Raw genomic sequence first — 18,798 nt, forward strand, 5'->3', positions numbered from 1 at the left:
CCCACGCGCCTGCCGTGCAGGTCAGCGCGGTGTGACACTGGCCGTATGGCATCGGAGCGGAGCGGCAGCGGTGGCAGCAACAGCAGCCCCAGTAGTGGTGGCGGTGGCATGGAGCTGGGGCAGTTTCTGCGTGCCCGGCGTACCCAGACGCGGCCCGAGCAGGTCGGGCTCACCGTCGGCACCGGCCTGCGCCGCACCCCCGGTCTGCGCCGCGAGGAGCTGGCCACGCTCGCCGGCATCAGCATCGACTACTACGTACGACTGGAGCGCGGCAAGGAGACCCGCCCCAGCCCCGCCGTCCTCGACGCCCTCGCCCGCGCCCTGCGCCTGGACGACACCGAGCACCAGCACCTGCGCGAGCTCGCCGCCCGCGCCGCCCGGTATGCACCCGAGCCTCCGCCGCCGCCCAGCCGGACGGTCCGCCCGCATCTGAAGCTGGTGCTGGAGACGCTGCGGCCGAGCCCCGCGTACGTCATCAGCCGCAGCATGGATCTGCTGGCCTGGAACCCCGGCGGCCTCGCCCTGTACGCGGGCCTCGACGACTGGCCCGCCGGGCAGCGCAACCTCGCCCGCTACTTCTTCCTCCACCCCACCGCCCGCGTCCTCTTCCGGGACGACTGGGACGAGCTGGTGCGCGGCTGCGTCGCCCGGCTCCGAGGGCTGGCCGGGACCGCCCCGGACGCCCCCGACCTCACGCACCTCGTGGGCGAACTCCTGCTCAAGAGCCCGGACTTCGCCAGGCTCTGGGAGCGGTACGACGTCATCGGGCGCAAGCGGATCCAGAAGACCTTCCACCACCCCCAGGTCGGCGTCCTCACCCTCAGCGGCCAGAGCATGCACCTCGACGACACCCCCGGCCAACGCCTCGGCGTCTACACCGCGGAACCAGGCTCCCCCGACCACGACGCCATGTGCCTCCTCGACCTCACCGCGCCCCGGCCGGGCGGCGGCGGCACCGCGGGGCGGCGGGCAGACACTCGGTGACCGGCCCAGGGGGTGTGACAGGGCCCCCACGCGGCTGTCCCGCTGGTCACACGGCTGCGAGACTGGAACGCATGGCACGTGAGCAGCACACCGGCAGCGGCACGGGCACGGGCGCCGGTCGCAGAGGTAGCGGTCGCAGCGGCGGCGGTGGCAACAGCGCTGGCAGTGGCAGCGAGCTTGGGCGGTTCCTCAAAGCCCGGCGGGCCCGGGTCACGCCCGCCGACGTCGGGCTCCCTGCCGGTCCCGGGCTGCGCCGCACGCCCGGTCTGCGCCGCGAGGAGCTGGCGACCCTCGCCGGGGTCAGCATCGACTACTACACGCGGATGGAACGCGGCAGGGAGACCAACCCCAGCCCGTCCGTCGTCGACGCCCTCGCCACCGCGCTGCTGCTGGAGGAGCCGGAGCGCCGGCACCTGCGCGACCTCGCCGCCTGCGCCGCCCGCGGTGCAGCCCGCAGTGCAGCCCCGTTCCGGACGGCCGAGGAACCACCCCCCACCAGCGTCGACCCCGGCATGGAACTGCTCCTGGAGAGCCTGCGCCCCAACCCCGCCCACGTCGTCAGCCGCACCATGGACGTGCTGGCCGTCAATCCCGGCGGGCTGCGGCTGATGGCCGGGCTCGTGGACTGGCCGGAGGGGCAGCGCAACATCGTGCGGTACGTCTTCCTGCACCCGACCGCCCGCGTGCTCTTCGAGGACTGGGAGAACCAGATCCGCGGCTGCGTCGCCCGCCTCCGTACCCTCGCCGGCGTCGAACCGGACGCACCCGACCTCATCGGCCTGGTCGACGAACTGCTCGCGAAGAGCCCGGACTTCGCCGCCCTCTGGGAGCACTACGACGTCACGGGCCACAGCCGCGGCCGCAAGACCTTCCACCACCCCGACGCCGGCACCTTCACCCTCGGCTACCACTCCCTCCAGCTGGACGGCGGCTCCGGCCAGCGTCTGGTGGCATACCACGCCGTCCCCGGAACTCCGGAGTACGACGTGATGGTCCGCCTCGACCGGGACGGGGACCGGAACCGGGAGCCGGCCGAGGCCGGGGCGGAGGCCGGAGCCGAGGCCGAGGCCGCCGGGCGGGCGGGCGCCCCAGCGTCACTGACGCGCCCTAGCCCACGCCCACGCCCGCACCCACGCCTGCGTCACCCGTCCACTCACGGCTCGATCAAGACCTTCAGCGCCTCGCGGTCCGCCATCGCGCGATAACCGTCCGGTACGCCGTCCATGTCGACCGTACGGTCGAAGACGCGGCCCGGATCGATGCGGCCCTCCAGTACGTCGGGGAGCAGCTCCTCGATGTACGCGCGGGCCGGGGCCATCCCGCCGGTGAGGGTGAGGTTGCTGGCGAACTCCGGGAAGCCGAAGGGGACTTCGGGGTACTGAGGGGCGCCGACGCGGCTGATCGTGCCGCCCGCTCGGACCGCACCGATCGACATCTGCAGGGCGGGCAGTGTGCCGACGCACTCCAGGACGGCGTGCGTGCCGTCACCGCCGGTCAGTTCCCGTACGCGCTCGATGCCTTCCTCACCGCGCTCGGCGACGACGTCGGTGGCACCGAAGTCGCGGCCCAGGTCGGTGCGGCCCTTGTGCCGGCCCATCAGGATGATCCGCTCCGCACCGAGCCGCCGCGCGGCCAGCACCGCGGAGAGGCCGACCGCTCCGTCGCCGACGACCGTGACCGTCGTACGGGGGCCGACCCCGGCGGTGACCGCGCAGTGGTGGCCGGTGCAGAACACGTCGGACAGGGTGAGCAGGGACGGCAGCAGAGCCGAGTCCTCGGCCACCGGCAGCTTGACGAGCGTGCCCTGGGCCTGCGGGACGCGTACCGCCTCGCCCTGGCCGCCGTCCACGTCCTCCGAGGCCCAGAAGCCGCCGTGCCGGCAGGAGGTCTGCAGGCCCTCCACGCAGAAGTCGCAGGTGTTGTCCGCCCAGACGAAGGGGGCGACGACCAGGTCGCCCCGCTTCAGGCCGGACACGTCGGAGCCGAGTTCCTCGACGACGCCGAGGAACTCGTGGCCGATGCGGTCCCCGTGCTCGGTGGCCTCCCGCGACCCGTACGGCCACAGGTCGCTGCCGCAGATACAGGAGCGCAGCACCCGGACGACCGCGTCGGTGGGCCGGTGGATCTTCGGGTCGGGGACGTTCTCGACGCGGATGTCGCCGGCGCCGTAGATCAGTGTTGCTCGCATGAGTGCTTTCCGATCGGGGTGACTTGGTTCGGCCCGTGCCGCTGCGCGGGGTTCAGCGGGTGCTGCTGCGGGGTGCGCCGTACTCGGCGTCGTCGACCTTCTCCAGCCAGGTGGTCTCGGGGCCGCCGTCCGGGCCGGGGCCCTCCCACATCGCGAGGTGGGTCATGAAGTGGTCGGCGGTGGCGCCGTGCCAGTGCTCCTCGCCCGGCGGGGTGTGGATCGTGTCGCCGGGATGGGCCTCGATGACGGTGCCGTCGCGGGTGCCGATCAGGGCGGTGCCGGAGACGATGTGCAGGGTCTGGCCCAGGGCGTGGGAGTGCCAGTCTGTACGGGCGCACGGCGAGAAACGCACCATGTTGGCGCGCATCCGGGACGGCTCCTGACCGGCGAGGATGACGTCGAACCAGACGTCACCCGTGAACCATTCGGCGGGCGCCTTCACCGTGGCCTGCTTCTTGAGGATTTCCATGGGATGCCGCTCCTCTGCGCCCAGGCACTCGTCCGTGACCGGGCCTCGTCCATGCCTGCGCCTCGTCCATGCCTGGGCCTCGTTCCGACGATGTCCTTCAGGCAGGTGATCGCGCTCATCGCACTGGGCCGACCGGCGTAGCGGGCGAGGCGACTGATGACTCCAGGCTGCCCCCGGACCAGCCCGCGCGGCAGGCCGCCTCGCGCCGGGGAGTGGCGTTCAGGGGAGTGACAGGGCCCCGCGCCCCCGGTGGGGCCCCGCACGGCTCGCGGGTGCGCGGGTTCACGAACTCGTCGAGATTTCTCGGATCCATGACAACCTTCCGGGTCACCCGGTCCGTAAGTACGGCATGAAGCACTTCTCACCGCGCGCCGCCGCGGTGCCGGGCGGAGGGGGCCTGTGATCCGGACGCCGGACGAACAGGACGTCTCCGACACCGGCGGCGCGGTCGAAGTCGGGCTCGACTTCGACGAGTTCGCGCGCAGCCGCCAGGCGCAGCTGCGCCGTACGGCGTATCTGCTGTGCGGTGACTGGCACCTGGCCGAGGACCTGACGCAGACGGCGCTCGCGAAGCTCTACGCGGCGTGGCGTCGGGTACGGCTGGACAGCCCCGACGGCTACGCCCGCAAGGTGCTGTTCCGGACCTTCGTGGACGAGACCCGGCGGCGGCGCTGGTGGGAGCGGCCGAGAGCGTACGAGTTCGACATCGCGGCACCGGCGCGGGACCCGGAGCTCCGGCTGACACTGCTGGCCGCGCTGCGGCAGGTGCCCGCGCGCAGCCGGGCGGTGCTGGTGCTGCGGTTCTGGGAGGACCAGAGCGTGGAGGCGACCGCGGCGGCGCTGGGGTGCAGTGTCGGCACGGTCAAGAGCCAGACCTCCCGGGGGCTGGCCGCACTGCGCCGGATCCTGGGCGACACACCGCTCGCGCCGTCGCCACCCGGCAGCGGTGGCGGCAGCGGTATGGACTCGGGCAGCGGATATCTGAGGGCGGGGTGGTGAGCATGGCTGGGGAGTCCGGCGCCGGCGGGCGCGGGAGCGGGAACGGGAGCGGGAGCGAGGACGCGTACGAGTTCGCCCTCGTCGACGCGTTGGGCAGGCTGAGTCCTGACGCGGAGCCGCCGATGCCGGATCTGGTGCCGGGCGCGACCGTGCGCGGCAGGCGGATCCGCCGTCGGCGCCGGATCGGGGTGGCGCTGAGCGCCGTGGCGGCGGTCGCGGCCGTGTTCGTCGGGGGGTCCGCCGTGATCCCGTCGCCGGTGGAACGCGCGCCCGCGCCGCCGGCCGCGGAACCGTCGGTCTGGTACCCCTCGCTGGGCCTGCTGCGATCGGTCGTCACGGCGAAGGCCGGCACGGTCGAGCCGGCGGACCCGAAGCGTCCGGACGGGGATCGGCGCTACTTCCGATGGGTCGACGCGTCCGGTCGTCCGAGCTATCTGTACGTGTCGGTCGAGCGGTCCGCGACCGGTCAGTCCCTGCTCCCGTCGGGCTCGGTGGGGTGCCGGGACGGCGTCGGCCGCACCCTCATGACCCCATGGGGCGGCCGGCTGACGAAGTGCAACGTCGTCCCGAGGAAAGAGGGGGACAACCTGCTGGAGTACTACGTGCGCCAGCAGGAGCTGCCCGAACCGAAGAGCGAAGCGAGCGACGACTACGCGATGGGCGTCGCCTACGTGACCTCGGGCGGCTGGACCGTGCAGGTGATCGCGAGCGAGAGCGGCGAGAACCGCAGGCGCGGCCAGGAGTACTCGGACTCGGTCCGCCAGACGCTGTACCGGCTGGCCACCGACCCCCGGCTCTTCGACGCCGTCAAGGAGACCGGCGGCTGACAGGCCCGTAACCGACGGGCAGGAACAGAACCCGACCAGGCAAGAACAGAACCCGACCTGAATGGAGAGGTGTCATGGGCATGCCCAAAAACACCCTGCGCAGTCACCTGATCACGGCCCTCGCGGTCGGCATGCTCCCCCTGCTGGCCGCCTGTGGCGGCGGTTCGGGCGACGACGACGGCAAGAACAGCGGGAGTTCCACGGCGGGCGGCGGCACGAAGAACGTCGACGGTGCCGCGCAGCTCAACATCCCGGAGGGCGTCAACGCCGAAGCCAAGAAGGAGTACATCCGGGAGAACGCCATCGCGGCCTGCATGAAGAAGGAGGGGTTCACCTACACACCGCACGTGGCGACGGCATCCTCGGACAACCCCAACCATGACGGCGACGGCGAGGACTACGCGGCGGCGAAGAAGTACCGCCAGAAGTACGGCTTCGGGACCTACGCGGCGGCCGCCTACCCCGACGACCCGAACGTCCCCTTCAGCAACGCGGGCGGCAAGGTCGGCGGAAAGGAACTCGACCCCGTGGACGACGACACCAAGGGGCTGACCCCGGCACAGGTGAAGGCGTACGAGGCCGCGCTGTACGGTCCCCCGGCCAGGACCAAGGCGGAGGAGAAGGACGCCGGCTGCACCCTTGAGGGGAACACCGCGGCGTACGGGGCTCCGTTGAGTGCCGCGGCGGAGAAGAAGAAGCAGAACGCCAGGACCGAGGAGAACCGCCAGAACGGGCTGGCGCTCAACGGCGACACCCAACTGGTGCAGCTCGCCCAGCAGTACGCCACCTGTCTGAAGGGGCAGGGCATCCCGGTCTCCACCACCCAGCCGACCGGCATGGCCTACATGGTGCGGATCGACCTCGCCGGCAAGCTCCCGGAGGACGGGAGCAAGTGGACCAAGGAGCAGGCGATGCCGCTGCTCACCGCGGACATCGACATCGCTCTGAAGGACCTGGAGTGCGGCAAGAAGTTCCGCGCGGCGTACTTCCCCAAGGAGAAGGCCAACCCGTACTGGGGTGACGGCGCGTGAAGCGGCTCGGCAGCCGCCGACAGCTGGGCGCCCTGGTCGGCGCGGTGGTGCTGGTCGGCGCCGGGGGCTGGTTCGCCGGTACGCAGGTGCGCTCGCCCGCCGACGCAGCCGCCTCGCACAACGCGCCGAAGGCCGGCCCGGTGACCGTGGAGGTGGAGCGGCGGTCGCTCACCGCGACCGTGGTGGCGACCGGGACGGTGGCGTTCACCTCGCCCCGGCCGCTCTCGCTGGCCGGCTCGGTCGGCACCGGGGCGGTCACGAGCCCGGCCGGCGAGGGCGCGGAGCAGCGGGTCACCAAGGCACCGGTCGCCGGTACGAAGGTCAAGGAGGGCGACGTACTGATGACGGTCAACGGCCGCCCGGTGCTCGCGCTCGCCGGATCCGTACCGATGTACCGCCCGATGGGCCCCGGAGCCACCGGCGACGACGTGAAGCAGCTCCAGAAGGCGTTGCGGCGGCTCGGGTTCGACCCCGGGTCGGCCGGCGGCACCTTCGGCCGGGGCACGGCCACGGCGGTCACCGACTGGTACCGGAACAAGGGGTACGAGGCCCAGCAGCCGAGCGCGGAGGACCAGCAGCAGCTGGGCGCGCTCCAGCAGGCGGTGTCCGGCGCGCAGGAGGCGCTGCTCACGACGCGGAGCGGGAACGCGGGCGACGGTGCCGACACGGGCGACGGCTCCGGCACCAGAGCGGGGACCGGGTCCGAGGCCGGTTCGGGGACCCGTACGGACGCGCAGTCCAGCACCGACCGGCAGGTCCAGGAGATACAGCTCAAGTCCGCGCAGAAGTCCCTGGACATGGCGAACAGCGCCCTCAGCAACTTCCAGGCCACCTACGGGACGAAGGTCCCGGCCGGCGAGGTCGTCTTCTTCCCCGAGCTGCCCGTACGGCTGGACAAGGTGACCGTGAAGACCGGCGACGCCCCCTCGGGCCCGGTCGGCACCGTGACCGGCTCCGAGCTGCTCGTGGAGGCGGCGGTGCCGGGTGCGGACGCCGAACTGCTGAGGCGGGGTATGCCCGTCGAGGTGACGACGACGGGCGGGGAGAAGGTGAAGGGCAAGGTGGAGGCGATCGGTTCCGCCGCCGACGCGTCCGGTACGCAGGGCGGCGACGGCGAGGCGGCCACCGGGGCGACGTCGGAGGGCAGCGGCACGGGAGCCGCCGACGCGTCCGACGGCGCGGCCGACGCCGGCGCCACCGGCACGTCAGGTACTTCCGGTACTTCCAGTACTTCAGGTACGGACGCCGTCTCCGGGGCGAGCGGGCCGGGTCCGGTCCAGTTGCGGATCTCCATCCCCGATCCCGGACCGCTGGCCGGGCAGGCCGAGGCCTCGGTGAAGGTGACCATCGAGGTCGGCGCCTCGGACGGGAAGGTGCTGACGGTGCCGCTCGCCGCGATCCGTACCTCGGCCGACGGGAAGGCCCGGGTGCAGGTCGAGCGCGACGGCGGGGTGCGCGACGTCTCCGTGACCGTCGGGCTCTCCGCGGCCGGCCTCGTAGAGGTGAAGCCGGCCGGCGGCAAACTCGAGCAGCGCGACAAGGTGGTGGTGGGCAAGTGACTCCCGGCCTCTCCCATGACCATGACCCCTCCTACGGCCCCTCCCCTGCCCCCTCCGACACCCTCGACTCGTCCGATGCCGCCGCCGTCATCGAACTCACCGGCGTGCGGCGGACCTTCGACTCCGAGCCGCCCGTGCACGCCCTGCGGCAGGTGGATCTGACCGTACGGCGCGGGGAGCACCTGGCCGTCGTCGGGCCGTCCGGCTCGGGCAAGTCGACGCTGCTCAACACCCTCGGCCTGCTGGACCGGCCCACTTCGGGCTCGTACCGGCTGGACGGGGTGGAGACCACCGGGCTCGGCGACCTCGAACGGACCGCGCTGCGCGGCAGCCGGATCGGGTTCGTGTTCCAGGCCTTCCATCTGCTGCCGTACCGGACGGTGGACGAGAACGTGATGCTGTCGGAGGCCTATCGCAGGCCGCGCCCCGGTCGCGGGCGCGGCAGTCGGCTCGCCCGGGCCCGTGAGGCGCTGGAGCGGGTGGGGCTGGGTCACCGTTCGGGTTTCCGGCCCGACCGGTTGTCCGGCGGCGAGCGCCAACGGGTCGCCATCGCACGGGCGTTGCTCGGTGACCCGGCGCTGCTGCTCTGCGACGAGCCCACCGGCAACCTGGACAGCGAGAACACGGTGTCCGTGCTGGAACTGTTCGAGGAGTTGTGCGCCCAGGGGGTGACCCTGGTCGTCATCACCCACGACGAGGCGGTCAGCCGCCGGGCCGGCCGCCGCGTCCGGATCACCGACGGACGCCTCACCGAGGAGACCGGGTGATACGCGCGGGGGCGGGCAGAGGGCGGTCGGCCGGGCCGACGCGCGTCGGGCGGCCCTGGCTGGACCCCCGTGACCTGTGGACGGAGTCCCTCGCCGGCGTTCTCGCCCGGCCGGTGCGGTCCGCGCTCACCACGCTCGGCACCGTGCTCGGGATCACCACGCTCGTCATCACGATCGGCGTGGCCTCCACCGCGGGCAACCAGATCGTCGGCCGGTTCGACGCGCTCACCGCGACCTCGGTGACCGTGACGGTGCCGCAGGCCCTTCCCGGCCAGGACGACTCCGGCCCCCTGGTGGACTGGTCGGGAACAGGCGCGGTCCGGCGGCTGGCCGGGGTGGAGTCGGTCGCGGCCCTGGCCGATTCCGCCACGACCAACAGCGTCCAGGTGCGGTCCAACGACGTGAGCGCGCCCGGCGACACCTCGGGCCAGACCCTCGGTGTGGTCGCCACCTCGGCCGGTCTGCCGGACGCCGTACGGGGTGCGATGACCACCGGGCGGTTCTTCGACGCGGGTGACATCGCCCGGCACGACCAGGTGGCGGTGCTCGGCGACCAGGCGGCTCGACTGCTCGGCATCCGGCGGGTGGAGGACGCCCCGGCGGTCTTCCTCCGGGGCCAGTCGTACACGGTCATCGGCATCCTCGGCGGCATCCGGCGCGAGCGGCAGCTGTCCACGGCCGTACTGCTCCCGCCCACGACCGCCGCGGACCGGCTCGGTCTGCGCGACGTCACGCGCGTCCTGGTCAACACCTCGCTCGGCGCGGCCCGGCAGGTGGCGCGCCAGGCGCCGATCGCCCTGGCGCCCGGGCACGAGGACGCGCTCACCGTCGTGGCGCCGCCCGATCTGTCCAAGTCCCGCGACGGCGTCCAGAACGACGTCAACGGTCTCTTCCTCGTCCTCGGTCTGGTCTCGCTCGTGGTGGGCGCGATCGGCATCGCCAACGTGACCCTGGTGACGGTGATGGAGCGGGTCGGGGAGATCGGGCTGCGACGGGCGCTGGGCGCCTCACGGCGGCAGGTCGCGGCCCAGTTCCTCCTGGAGTCGACGACCATCGGCCTGCTGGGCGGCGTCATCGGGGCGTCCCTGGGCATCGCCGTCGTGGTGTGCGTCGCCGTCGTCAAGGACTGGACCCCGGTCCTCGACCTGCGCCTCGCCCTCGGCGCCCCGCTCGCCGGAGCCCTGGTCGGCCTGCTCGCCGGCCTCTACCCGTCCCTGCGCGCCGCCCGCCTGGAACCGGCCGACGCCCTCCGCGCACCGTCGTAGCCCCGCGCCGCCGAAGTCCCGGTGGAGGCGGCCTCACGGCCCGTTGAGGCTGGGTCGCGACGCGGGAGGCCGTCGGAGGCCCGGCCGGCCTTCGGCCGAGCAGTCGGCCAGGAGTACGGCCTGGCCGCGTCGGTGGAGACGAGCGCCCAACGCGCCTCAGCTCAGCTTCCGGCAGTACAGCGCATCCGGTGTCCGTGCCGAGCCGACGCGGCCGGTGTAGGCGATTCCGGCGGCGTACTCGTCGGCCGCGCACTGGCCCTTGTAGTGGCCGCTCGCGAAGTCGCCGCCCTTGGGGTTCTGGCCCCTGTCGTCGCCGCGGTCGAACCAGAGCGTGCGGCCGGCCGTGCCGAGCCTCCCCGCCGGGGCCGCCGCGCACAGGGCGGCCGAGACGGCGGAGCCGCGGACGCTGTAGCCGGTGAGGAAGTGGCCGGCGGGGCACTGGAGTTTGGTGTATCCGGAGGCCCAGTCGCCGCCCGGCGGGACATGCCGCTCGTCCCTGACCACCTCGTGTCCGCCCGCCGGGGCCCACAGGGAACCGGCGGTCACGTCCGAGCACAGGCCCCGGTTGCCCGTGTGGCTGAGGCCGAGGAGGCGCTGTCCGTCGGGGCAGGCGGCCTTGCGGGCGCCGGAGTCCCAGTCGGGGAGGGCGCGCATACGGCGCGAGGCGACGAAGTCGCCGTGGTCGGGGCTGAGCATCGACCACTCCGTCACGGGGGCGACCTGGCCCGTACGGCCCGAGGCCTGTACGAGCCGGGTCCACGCCGCGGCCCGCCAGTCGTCGCCGTCGTACACGCCCATGCGGTGGCCCGACGAGTCCCAGTGCAGCAGGGCCCAGCCGTTGCCCCTGCGGTTCTCGTGCCAGCCGACGAGCGGCCAGTACGCGAAGTCGGCGTCGGTACGGACCAGTTGGTCGACGAAGTTCTCGAACCAGGCACGCTGCTTGGCGCCCGTCTCCTCGCGTCCGCCGACGCCGAACTCGCTGATCCAGACGGGTGCCGTGAAGTGCTGGTCCTGTTCCGCGGTGACGTAGAACGCCTGGCGGTTGAGCACGGCGGTCAGTTCGGCGGGGCTGAAGTCGCGGTAGCGGGGGTCGGTCGTCTCGCCCGTTCCCGTGGCGCCGCTGTGGTTGGGGCCCGTGTAGTCGTAGAAGTGGGCGGAGTACACGAGCTTGCCGGAGTCGACGAGGGTGTGCGAGAGGCGGCGTACGGGCTCCAGGGTGGGGCGTTCGTGTGCGAAGCCGTCGATGGGGATGCCGGTCCAGTTGATGCCCTCGACGATGATGAGGAGGTCCGCGTTGGCCTCCGTCAGGATGCGGTCGCCGACGCGCTGGGAGGCGGCGAACCAGTCGTGGTCGTCGCCGAGGCCCCAGTTGGGGTCGTCCAGGATGTTGCGTCGGACCTCGTTGTAGAGGTCGGCGCCGACGACACGCTTGTTGTCCTTGTAGCGGCGGGCCATGAACAGCCAGTCGTTCTCCCAGGCCGCGGTCGACCGGCTCGCGTTCCAGCGTTCGTTGCCGTCGACTCCGCAGCACCAACGGGTCGTGTTGGTGTGGTTGTTGAGGATCACGGCGAGGCCCGCGGCGGTGAGTTCGCGTACCACCGCGTCGTAGACCTGGAGCGGGGTCATGCCGCGCAGGGACGGGTTCGCGGCGACCGCGTCGTCCTTGACGGGCACGCCGTCGTGGATCATCTCGTTGGAGAACGGCAGCCGGATGCTGTTGATCCCGATCTCCTGGAAACCGGCGATGATCTCGGCCATGGGGGCCCGGTCCAGGCCGAGGGGGGTCCGGCCGGAGTTCTCGCCCGCGTGGTGGTTGGCGTCCTCGTCCACGCTTCCGGAACCGTTCCAAGTACCGCTGGCTCCATGCCAGTTGCCGGACCGCAGCTTGAAACGGTCGCCGTCCGCGTCGACGATCCAGCGGCCCCGCGTGCTGAGCGGCGCCGTCCAGTCCGCGGCGGCAGTCGTGACGGGCGTCGCGGTTTCGGAGCTCGGCGCGCTCTTGGGCGCGGAACCCTGTGGTGCCGCGGCCGCCGGAACGGGCGTCAGTGGTGCCAGCACGAGTACGGCGGTCAGAGCCGCCCCGACGAAGGATCCGCGCACGGTCACCATCCAGAGGACGACGTCACCATGCCATGACAGGCATTTGTCATGGCAGCGTCATCATGAGGGATGGGGCGGTATTGGTCCAGGCCTACGGATGCGACTGTCGGGCCTCGCGGGTCACAGCTCCGGCTCCAGGCTCTGTTCCGCCCAAATCGTCTTGCCCGTGGGGGTGGGGCGGGTGCCCCAGCGCTGGGTCAGCTGGGCGACCAGGAGCAGGCCCCGGCCGCCCTCGTCGTACGTACGGGCGCGGCGCATGTGGGGTGCCGTGCTACTGGCGTCCGAGACCTCGCAGATGAGGGTCCGGTCGTGGATGAGGCGCAGCTGGATGGGCGGCGTCGCGTGCCGGATGGCGTTGGTGACCAGTTCGCTGACGACCAGCTCGGTGACGAAGGCGGCGTCGGACAGACCCCAGTCCGTCAGCCGGCGCAGGGCGTTCTTGCGGACTTCGGAGACGGCGGACGGTTCCGGGGGCACGTCCCAGGCCGCGACCCGGTCGGCGTCGAGTGCCCGGGTGCGGGCGATGAGCAGGGCCACGTCGTCGGTGGGCCGCCGGGGGAGCACGGCCGCCAGGACCGAGTCGCACAGCGCGTCGAGGGAGGCCGCGGGAGCGGCGAGGGCGTGGCGCAGGCGTGAGGTGCCCTCGTCGAGGTCGCTGTCGCGGGACTCGATCAGGCCGTCGGTGTAGAGCGCGAGCAGACTGCCTTCCCGCAGTTCGATGTCGAGGGACTCGAAGGGCAGGCCGCCCAGGCCCAGCGGAGGCCCCGCGGGAAGGTCGAGCAGCTCCACCGTGCCGTCCGGGCTCACCACGGCCGGCGGGGGATGCCCGGCCCTGGCGAGGGTGCACCGGCGCGAGACGGGGTCGTAGACGGCGTACAGACAGGTCGCTCCGACGTCCCCCGAGCTCTCCCCCTCGGCGGCGGATCTCCCCCGGGTTCTCGGCCTCGCCCGGTCAGGGGGGACCTCCACCGCCTCCTCCGCCTCCGTGGCCAGGCGGCCGACCAGGTCGTCGAGGTGGGTGAGCAGTTCGTCGGGAGGCAGATCGATGTCCGCGAGCGTGCGTACGGCGGTACGCAGCCTGCCCATGGTCGCCGAGGCGTGGATGCCGTGGCCCACGACGTCGCCCACGACCAGCGCCACCCTGGTTCCGGACAGCGGGATCACGTCGAACCAGTCCCCGCCCACCCCGGCCCGGGCGCCGGCCGGGAGGTAGCGGGAGGCGACCTCCACCGCGGCCTGCTCGGGCAGGCCCTGCGGCAGCAGGCTGCGCTGCAGGGTGACCGCCGTGGCGCGTTCGCGGGTGTAGCGCAGGGCGTTGTCGATGCAGACCGCGGCCCGGGCCGCCAGTTCCTCGGCCAGTACGAGGTCGTCCTGCTTGAACGGGTCGGGGTGCCGGTGCCGGGCGAAGGCGACGACGCCCAGGGTGGTGCCGCGCGCCGAAAGGGGCACGGTCATCGCCGAGTGGAAGCCGAACTCGCGGATCCGGGCGGACCGGCGCGGGTCCTCGGCCACCCAGTCGGCGACCGCATCCTCGGTCACCCGGTGCAGCACGGCCCGTCCCGTCCGCAGACTCTCCGCAGGCGGGGAGCCCTCCGGGTACGTGTCCACCTCGCCCAGGGCGACGACCGCCTCCGGCACGTCCGGGAACACGGACTCGTGGGCGATGCGCCGCAGCGCGAGGGAGTCGCCCGCCGCCAGCGGTCCCGGGGGCTGCTCGGGGGCGTCGTCGAGGGACGCCAGGAGGTCGACGCTGACGAAGTCGGCGAGGTCCGGGACCGCCACGTTCGCCAGCTCCTGGGCCGTCCGCGTCACGTCGAGCGTGCTGCCGATCCGGGTGCCGGCCCCCGCGATCAGCTGGAGCCGCTTCCGGGCCCAGTACTGCTCCGTCATGTCGTGCCCGGTGGTCGCCACGCCCAGGACACGGCCGTCCGCGTCCTCCAGGCGGTAGACGTGGACCGACCACGCGTGGTCCCGGCCCTCGCCGGGGGCGAGCGCGTGGTTCTCCAGATACTGCGTCTCCCCGGTCTCCAGGGCCCGCCGCATCGCCCCCTCGACCTTCTCCGCCACCGGTGCGTCGAGCACGTCCGTCAGCCTGAGCCCCCGCAGGTAGTCGTCGCTCATGCCCAGCACGCCCCGCCCGGACTGCGTGGACCGTCGGAAGCGCAGATCCGTGTCGTACACGGATGTCGAGCAACACGGGGAGTCGAGAAAACCCCGCCTCACGAGCACGTCGTCGTCGGTCCGGGCCGACGCCGGCCCGAACACCGCGGAGACGAGAAGCCAGCCGGGCGTCCCGCTGTCCGACGCCGCGTCCGAGGCGCGGTGCGCCACCGGGGTGGGTGTTCCGTGGGTGGTTCCGTCCGGCGTTCCGTGGGTGGTTCCGTCCGGCATTACGGGGGCCGTTCCGATCGGCGCTCCGCCCGGCATCCCGCCCGGCATCCCGCCCGGTGTGCTGCCGCCAGGCACCCCGTCCGGTGTGCTGCCGTCCGGTGTCCTGCCCGGCGCCCCGTCCCCTGTCCCGCCCGGTGTCCTGTGGTGTGCGATGACCCTGGCCTCCACTCGGTGGCCGTCGAGGTGCCGGAGGGCCAGCGTGCCGTGCCACCTCGGCAGGTCCTGCAGCTCCTGCGGCTCCGGGAGGGGCGGGAGATCGCCCGCCCCGGGCTCCTCGGCGAGCAGTGAGGCCGCCGCCCGGCCGAGGATCTGCGCCGCCGAGTAACCGAGCAGCCGTTCCGCACCGGCGCTCCAGCCGGTCACGACGCCGTGTTCGTCGACGGTGGCGCGCGCAGTGAGGGCCCCGCCCGCGCCGTCGGGGCCCGGACTCGATTCCTGGTCGTCGACGGCACGCCGCTCCATGACCACTCATCTCGCTCTCGTTGCGCTCTCCACCTCGCGTGACTCTCAGCGCGTGGGCACGCTTCGCCTCGATGTCCGAGACTCCACACCTCTGGGTCTGCCCTGTATTTTCACATTTCATCTTATTTACGCCAGTCGACGTACACCTCACGAACAGCCTCGCCCGGGGCAGTGTCACCACCACCCCGGGCAAGGCCGAGTACATGAACCAGAGGACTAGAGGGCTACCGGGTCGTGTTGTAGGCCCGTTCGATCGTCTGGACCAGGGTGTTGCCGGCGCGGTCCGTCAGATTGGCTCGGAGGGAGACCGAGCCCGCCTTCGCCGGGTGGTTCAGGGAGAGGTGGGTGCCTCCGACGGCCTTTGCGGGCTGCCAGGTGGTGCCTTCGTCGTACGAGACCTCGAAGGCGAGCTTGGCGGGGCGTTTGCCGGTGGCCGCGCCCTCGACGGTGAAGGGGACCTCGAACCGCTTGCCCGCCTTCGCCGTGCTGGACAGGGTCAGGTCGGGGGAGAAGCGGACCACCGACAGAGGGAGCGCGGTCGTGCCATCCTCGGGGGTGGTGGCGGAGCGGAAGGTCCACTCCGTGCGGACCCGGGTGCTGACCGGGAACACCGCGGGATCACGTGAGGCGTCCACGGTCAGTCTGTACGCGCTGTCCTTGGCGGGGACGGTGTACTCGGTGAGGTCGATCGGGGAGTAACCGTAGTCGTCGGGTATCTCCTTGCCGTCCGCCTGGAGCGAGCTCGTCACCGAGGTGTAGTCGCTGAGGCCCCAGTGGCCGGAGCCGTCGCCGAACAGCGGCGTGAAGGCCCTGATGACGTTCCCGTACCGCACGACTCCGGGGAGTCCCCGCTCCGGTCCCTGGTCACCCGCGGCGGGCACGGTCGGGCCGAAGACGCCGACGTTGAACCGCTCGGTGTAGCTCCGTCCGGCCTTCCAGGTCCTCGGCATCCGCATCAGGAAGCTCTCCGAGACCCTGTCGCGGCCCTCGCCGAACATCTGCCAGGTACGGAAGGACCACTTGACGTCGTTGTCGAGGACGTACTCCGTGGTGCTCAGCGGCAGGTCGCCGCGCAGGTCGGAGTAGCTGAGGATCAGGCGCCCGTCGGGTGTGTGCGCGGACGCCTCCATCTGGACGCCCCTGCCCTCGACGGGCACGCCCACCTGGAGGTTCACCTTGGCGAGCTGGTCCTGCCGGACGTCGGCGGTGAAGCCGTCCAGCCGGCCGGCGCGGTTCCAGGCCAGGTGGTAGGCGACCGGCCGGCCCGTGTCGTCCGTGCGGGTCCAGTCGCCGGAGAACACGGCGGACATGTCACCCGCGGACTCGTCGGGTCCGAGCTGCCCGAACCGCGTGCCCTGGAAGGTCGGCACCAGGAACTCGAGGTTGCCCGGGCTCAGTTCACCGCCCCGGTCATAGGTGTAGACGACCGTGGCCTCGGTGTTCTTCGCCGCCGCGTCGGGCACGGTGATGTCCACCGGTCGCGCCTGCCGGGCGTCGACGACGACGGTGGTGTCCTTGTCCACGTTCAGCATCGGCTGCACCAGCACGGCGTGCGTGGCGGCGTCGTACGAGGGATGGATCACGCCGCTCAGGGTGTAGACGCCCTTGGGCACCCGTACGGTGAGCTCGCCGTCCTGCTCGTCGGCGAGTTCGGCGTAGAAATCACTGTGAATGGCGCTGAGTTGGGTGGCGGCGTCGCCGATCGGCTCGCCGTTCTCGTCGAGGTGCCTGACCGTCAGGTCGTACGACTCGACCTCGCGCTCCACGCCGACGGCGGAACGCACCTGGACCTTGCCGTCGGTGGAGGTGGCCTGCACCGAGCCGCCGAAGGTGCCGTCGGCACTGCCGGCGCGGGTGTCGGCGGTCACGTCGGCGGTCGCCTCGCCGCCCGCCGGGACGGTGAGCTGCCGCGGCGACACGGCGAACATGCCCTCGGCCGCGGGCTTGCCGTCCACCGAGAACGCGTCGACGGACAGGTCCAGGGTGACCGGCTCCGTACCGAGGTTGCGGTACGTCAGCTTCTTGGTCGCCGGATCGTCGTCGTTGTGCGGCCACTGCTGCTTGCCGAAGTCGATCGGCCCCTGCTCGGTGACGACGCCCTGCTCGATCGCCCGCACCACGTCGGTACGGCCGGTGCCCTGCTGGAAGGAGCTGTACGAGCCCGGCTTCGCGGAGCCCGTGAGGACCGCCTTGAGGCGCTCACCGGTCCAGTCGGGGTGCTGCTGGGCGAGGATCGCGGCGGCGCCCGCGACGTGCGGGGACGCCATGGAGGTGCCGTCGATCGTGAGGTAGCCGGGTATGTCGGAGGGGTACTCGCCCTCCAGGATGCTCCCGGCTGCGGCGGCGGCCGTGATGGCCACACCGGGTGCGGTCAGGTCGGGCTTGACCCCGCCGTCGCCGACGCGCGGGCCGCGGCTGGAGAAGTCGGCGAGTTGGTCGGCCTTGTCGACCGCGCCGACGGTGAGCGCGGCGTCTGCGCTGCCGGGCGAGCCGACGGTCCCCTCGCCGAACTCTCCGGAGTTGCCGGCCGAGATGACGAAGAGCGTGTCCGACTCGGCGGAGAGCCGGTTGACCGCCTCCTCCATCGGGTCGATGCCGGGCGTGTCCTCGCCGCCGAGGCTGAGGTTCGCGACGTCCGCGCCCTGGGCCACCGCCCACTCCATGCCCGCGATGATGCCGGAGTCCGAGCCGAAGCCGGTGTCGTCCAGGACCTTGCCGTTGAGGATCTTGGCCCCCGGGGCGACGCCCTTGAACTTGCCGCCGGACCTGGCACCCGTACCGGCCACGGTGGACGCCACATGGGTGCCGTGGCCGAACTTGTCACCCGTGCCGGAGGAGTCGGAGAAGTCCTGCTCCTCGATCACCTGGCTCGCCAGGTCGGCGTGGGTGGTGTCGATCCCGGTGTCCAGGACGGCGACCTTGGTGCCGGTGCCGTCGAAGCCGGCGGCCCAGGCCGTGGGCGCGCCGATCTGCGGGACGCTCTTGTCGAGGCTGGCCTTGCGTCGGCCGTCGAGCCACAGCTTCTCGACGCCGGTCGATCCGGCGAACCGGGTCGCTCCGTCGCCTGCGGCTCCGGTGCCGGTCACGGCCTCCCAGAACTCGGCGCCACGCTGCTTCACGGGCCGCATCGACTTGCCGTTGACGACCGGCAGCGCCCGGCCCATCTTCGCCCCGGCCCCGGTGAACGGGCTCATCGAGGGCGCCTTCTTGCCCCGGAACGTGACAATCAGCGGCAGGTCGGAGCGGCGGGCGTCGTCGTAGCCGTCCGCCAACAGCTGGGTCACGTCGAACAGCCGGGTGTCCAGCTTGCCCTGGGCGAGCAGCAACTGGGCGTCGCCCGGAACCACTTGGGTGTGTCCGTCGACCACCCGGACCGAGAACGGAACCCGCTCCCGGCCCTTCCCTCGCTCCACCCCGATGACCTGGCCGGCACCGTCAAGACGGACCCGGTCGCCGGTGACCAGCGTCACCGTCCTCGCCTTCTTGCCCTTGCCGACGCCGCTCGCGCTCCCGGCCACCGACCCGGTACGCCCGTCGGCCGGGTCCCCCGCGGGCGCGGCCTGGGCCGTCCCGCCCGGGACACCGGCCAGCAGAAGGACCGTCGAAACGGCCCCTGCCGCCACGACGGAACGTAAGGGTCTCGCACGTAACTCCACCTGAACTCCTGACACTTGGACCATCGGACAGGAGTCGCCCGCGACGCCGGAAACCCCGACGCCCCACCCGTACGCCCAACGACTCGCCATAGAGACGGGG

General features: G+C 72.3%; 13 protein-coding genes. 8 read left to right on the forward strand and 5 right to left on the reverse strand.

Annotated elements, in window-relative coordinates; all coding sequences use genetic code 11:
* Positions 1-45 precede the first annotated feature (45 nt).
* Both ACN20J_RS23865 and ACN20J_RS23870 read left to right on the forward strand, forming a co-directional pair.
* Positions 46-984, forward strand: a complete 939-nt coding sequence (locus tag ACN20J_RS23865) for a helix-turn-helix transcriptional regulator (RefSeq protein ID WP_419666741.1) — start codon at positions 46-48, stop codon at positions 982-984.
* A 71-nt stretch (positions 985-1,055) separates the two neighbouring features.
* Complete coding sequence (locus ACN20J_RS23870) at positions 1,056-2,189, forward strand: helix-turn-helix transcriptional regulator (RefSeq protein ID WP_419666742.1); 1,134 nt, start codon at positions 1,056-1,058, stop codon at positions 2,187-2,189.
* Here ACN20J_RS23870 and ACN20J_RS23875 read toward each other — a convergent pair.
* Positions 2,138-3,172: a zinc-dependent alcohol dehydrogenase family protein gene (locus ACN20J_RS23875; RefSeq protein WP_190230463.1), complete on the reverse strand. Its 1,035-nt coding sequence runs from the start codon at positions 3,170-3,172 to the stop codon at positions 2,138-2,140. The genes ACN20J_RS23870 and ACN20J_RS23875 overlap by 52 nt on opposite strands.
* A gap of 52 nt (positions 3,173-3,224) precedes the next feature.
* On the reverse strand, positions 3,225-3,641 hold the full coding sequence (locus ACN20J_RS23880; protein WP_189843986.1) for a cupin domain-containing protein: 417 nt from the start codon (positions 3,639-3,641) through the stop codon (positions 3,225-3,227).
* Positions 3,642-4,043: 402 nt separating this feature from the next.
* Here ACN20J_RS23880 and ACN20J_RS23885 point away from each other — a divergent pair, with 402 nt between their 5' ends.
* From ACN20J_RS23885 to ACN20J_RS23910, 6 genes are all read left to right on the forward strand, one after another.
* On the forward strand, positions 4,044-4,640 hold the full coding sequence (locus ACN20J_RS23885; protein WP_259334030.1) for a SigE family RNA polymerase sigma factor: 597 nt from the start codon (positions 4,044-4,046) through the stop codon (positions 4,638-4,640).
* Positions 4,641-4,642: 2 nt separating this feature from the next.
* On the forward strand, positions 4,643-5,467 hold the full coding sequence (locus tag ACN20J_RS23890) for a hypothetical protein (protein WP_419666743.1): 825 nt from the start codon (positions 4,643-4,645) through the stop codon (positions 5,465-5,467).
* A gap of 74 nt (positions 5,468-5,541) precedes the next feature.
* Complete coding sequence (locus tag ACN20J_RS23895) at positions 5,542-6,498, forward strand: hypothetical protein (RefSeq protein ID WP_361991861.1); 957 nt, start codon at positions 5,542-5,544, stop codon at positions 6,496-6,498.
* On the forward strand, positions 6,495-8,057 hold the full coding sequence (locus tag ACN20J_RS23900) for a peptidoglycan-binding protein (protein ID WP_419666744.1): 1,563 nt from the start codon (positions 6,495-6,497) through the stop codon (positions 8,055-8,057). Before ACN20J_RS23895 ends, ACN20J_RS23900 begins: the two co-directional genes overlap by 4 nt.
* Positions 8,054-8,824 (forward strand): ABC transporter ATP-binding protein, encoded by a 771-nt coding sequence (locus tag ACN20J_RS23905; RefSeq protein WP_419666745.1) that lies wholly within the window; start codon positions 8,054-8,056, stop codon positions 8,822-8,824. The genes ACN20J_RS23900 and ACN20J_RS23905 overlap by 4 nt, the downstream gene beginning before the upstream one ends.
* Positions 8,821-10,089 (forward strand): ABC transporter permease, encoded by a 1,269-nt coding sequence (locus ACN20J_RS23910; RefSeq protein WP_419666746.1) that lies wholly within the window; start codon positions 8,821-8,823, stop codon positions 10,087-10,089. Before ACN20J_RS23905 ends, ACN20J_RS23910 begins: the two co-directional genes overlap by 4 nt.
* Before the next feature lie 156 nt (positions 10,090-10,245).
* Here ACN20J_RS23910 and ACN20J_RS23915 read toward each other — a convergent pair whose 3' ends face one another.
* The 3 genes from ACN20J_RS23915 to ACN20J_RS23925 form a co-directional block, all read right to left on the reverse strand.
* On the reverse strand, positions 10,246-12,198 hold the full coding sequence (locus ACN20J_RS23915; RefSeq protein WP_419666747.1) for a glycoside hydrolase family 5 protein: 1,953 nt from the start codon (positions 12,196-12,198) through the stop codon (positions 10,246-10,248).
* Between the two features lie 111 nt (positions 12,199-12,309).
* On the reverse strand, positions 12,310-15,042 hold the full coding sequence (locus ACN20J_RS23920; RefSeq protein ID WP_419666748.1) for a SpoIIE family protein phosphatase: 2,733 nt from the start codon (positions 15,040-15,042) through the stop codon (positions 12,310-12,312).
* Between the two features lie 224 nt (positions 15,043-15,266).
* Positions 15,267-18,665, reverse strand: a complete 3,399-nt coding sequence (locus tag ACN20J_RS23925) for a S8 family peptidase (RefSeq protein WP_419666749.1) — start codon at positions 18,663-18,665, stop codon at positions 15,267-15,269.
* Positions 18,666-18,798: the final 133 nt, after the last annotated feature.

Origin of the sequence: Streptomyces sp. 2-1, assembly GCF_048564895.1 — a bacterium.
Taxonomy (GTDB): Bacteria; Actinomycetota; Actinomycetes; order Streptomycetales; family Streptomycetaceae; genus Streptomyces; species Streptomyces phaeochromogenes.

Excerpts from the sequence above, each read along its gene's own strand:
- ACN20J_RS23865 (WP_419666741.1), top strand. The coding sequence starts at position 46 with ATGGCATCGGAGCGGAGCGGCAGCGGTGGCAGCAACAGCAGCCCCAGT.
- ACN20J_RS23870 (WP_419666742.1), top strand. The coding sequence starts at position 1,056 with ATGGCACGTGAGCAGCACACCGGCAGCGGCACGGGCACGGGCGCCGGT.
- ACN20J_RS23875 (WP_190230463.1), bottom strand. The coding sequence starts at position 3,172 with ATGCGAGCAACACTGATCTACGGCGCCGGCGACATCCGCGTCGAGAAC.
- ACN20J_RS23880 (WP_189843986.1), bottom strand. The coding sequence starts at position 3,641 with ATGGAAATCCTCAAGAAGCAGGCCACGGTGAAGGCGCCCGCCGAATGG.
- ACN20J_RS23890 (WP_419666743.1), top strand. The coding sequence starts at position 4,643 with ATGGCTGGGGAGTCCGGCGCCGGCGGGCGCGGGAGCGGGAACGGGAGC.
- ACN20J_RS23895 (WP_361991861.1), top strand. The coding sequence starts at position 5,542 with ATGGGCATGCCCAAAAACACCCTGCGCAGTCACCTGATCACGGCCCTC.
- ACN20J_RS23915 (WP_419666747.1), bottom strand. The coding sequence starts at position 12,198 with ATGGTGACCGTGCGCGGATCCTTCGTCGGGGCGGCTCTGACCGCCGTA.
- ACN20J_RS23920 (WP_419666748.1), bottom strand. The coding sequence starts at position 15,042 with ATGGAGCGGCGTGCCGTCGACGACCAGGAATCGAGTCCGGGCCCCGAC.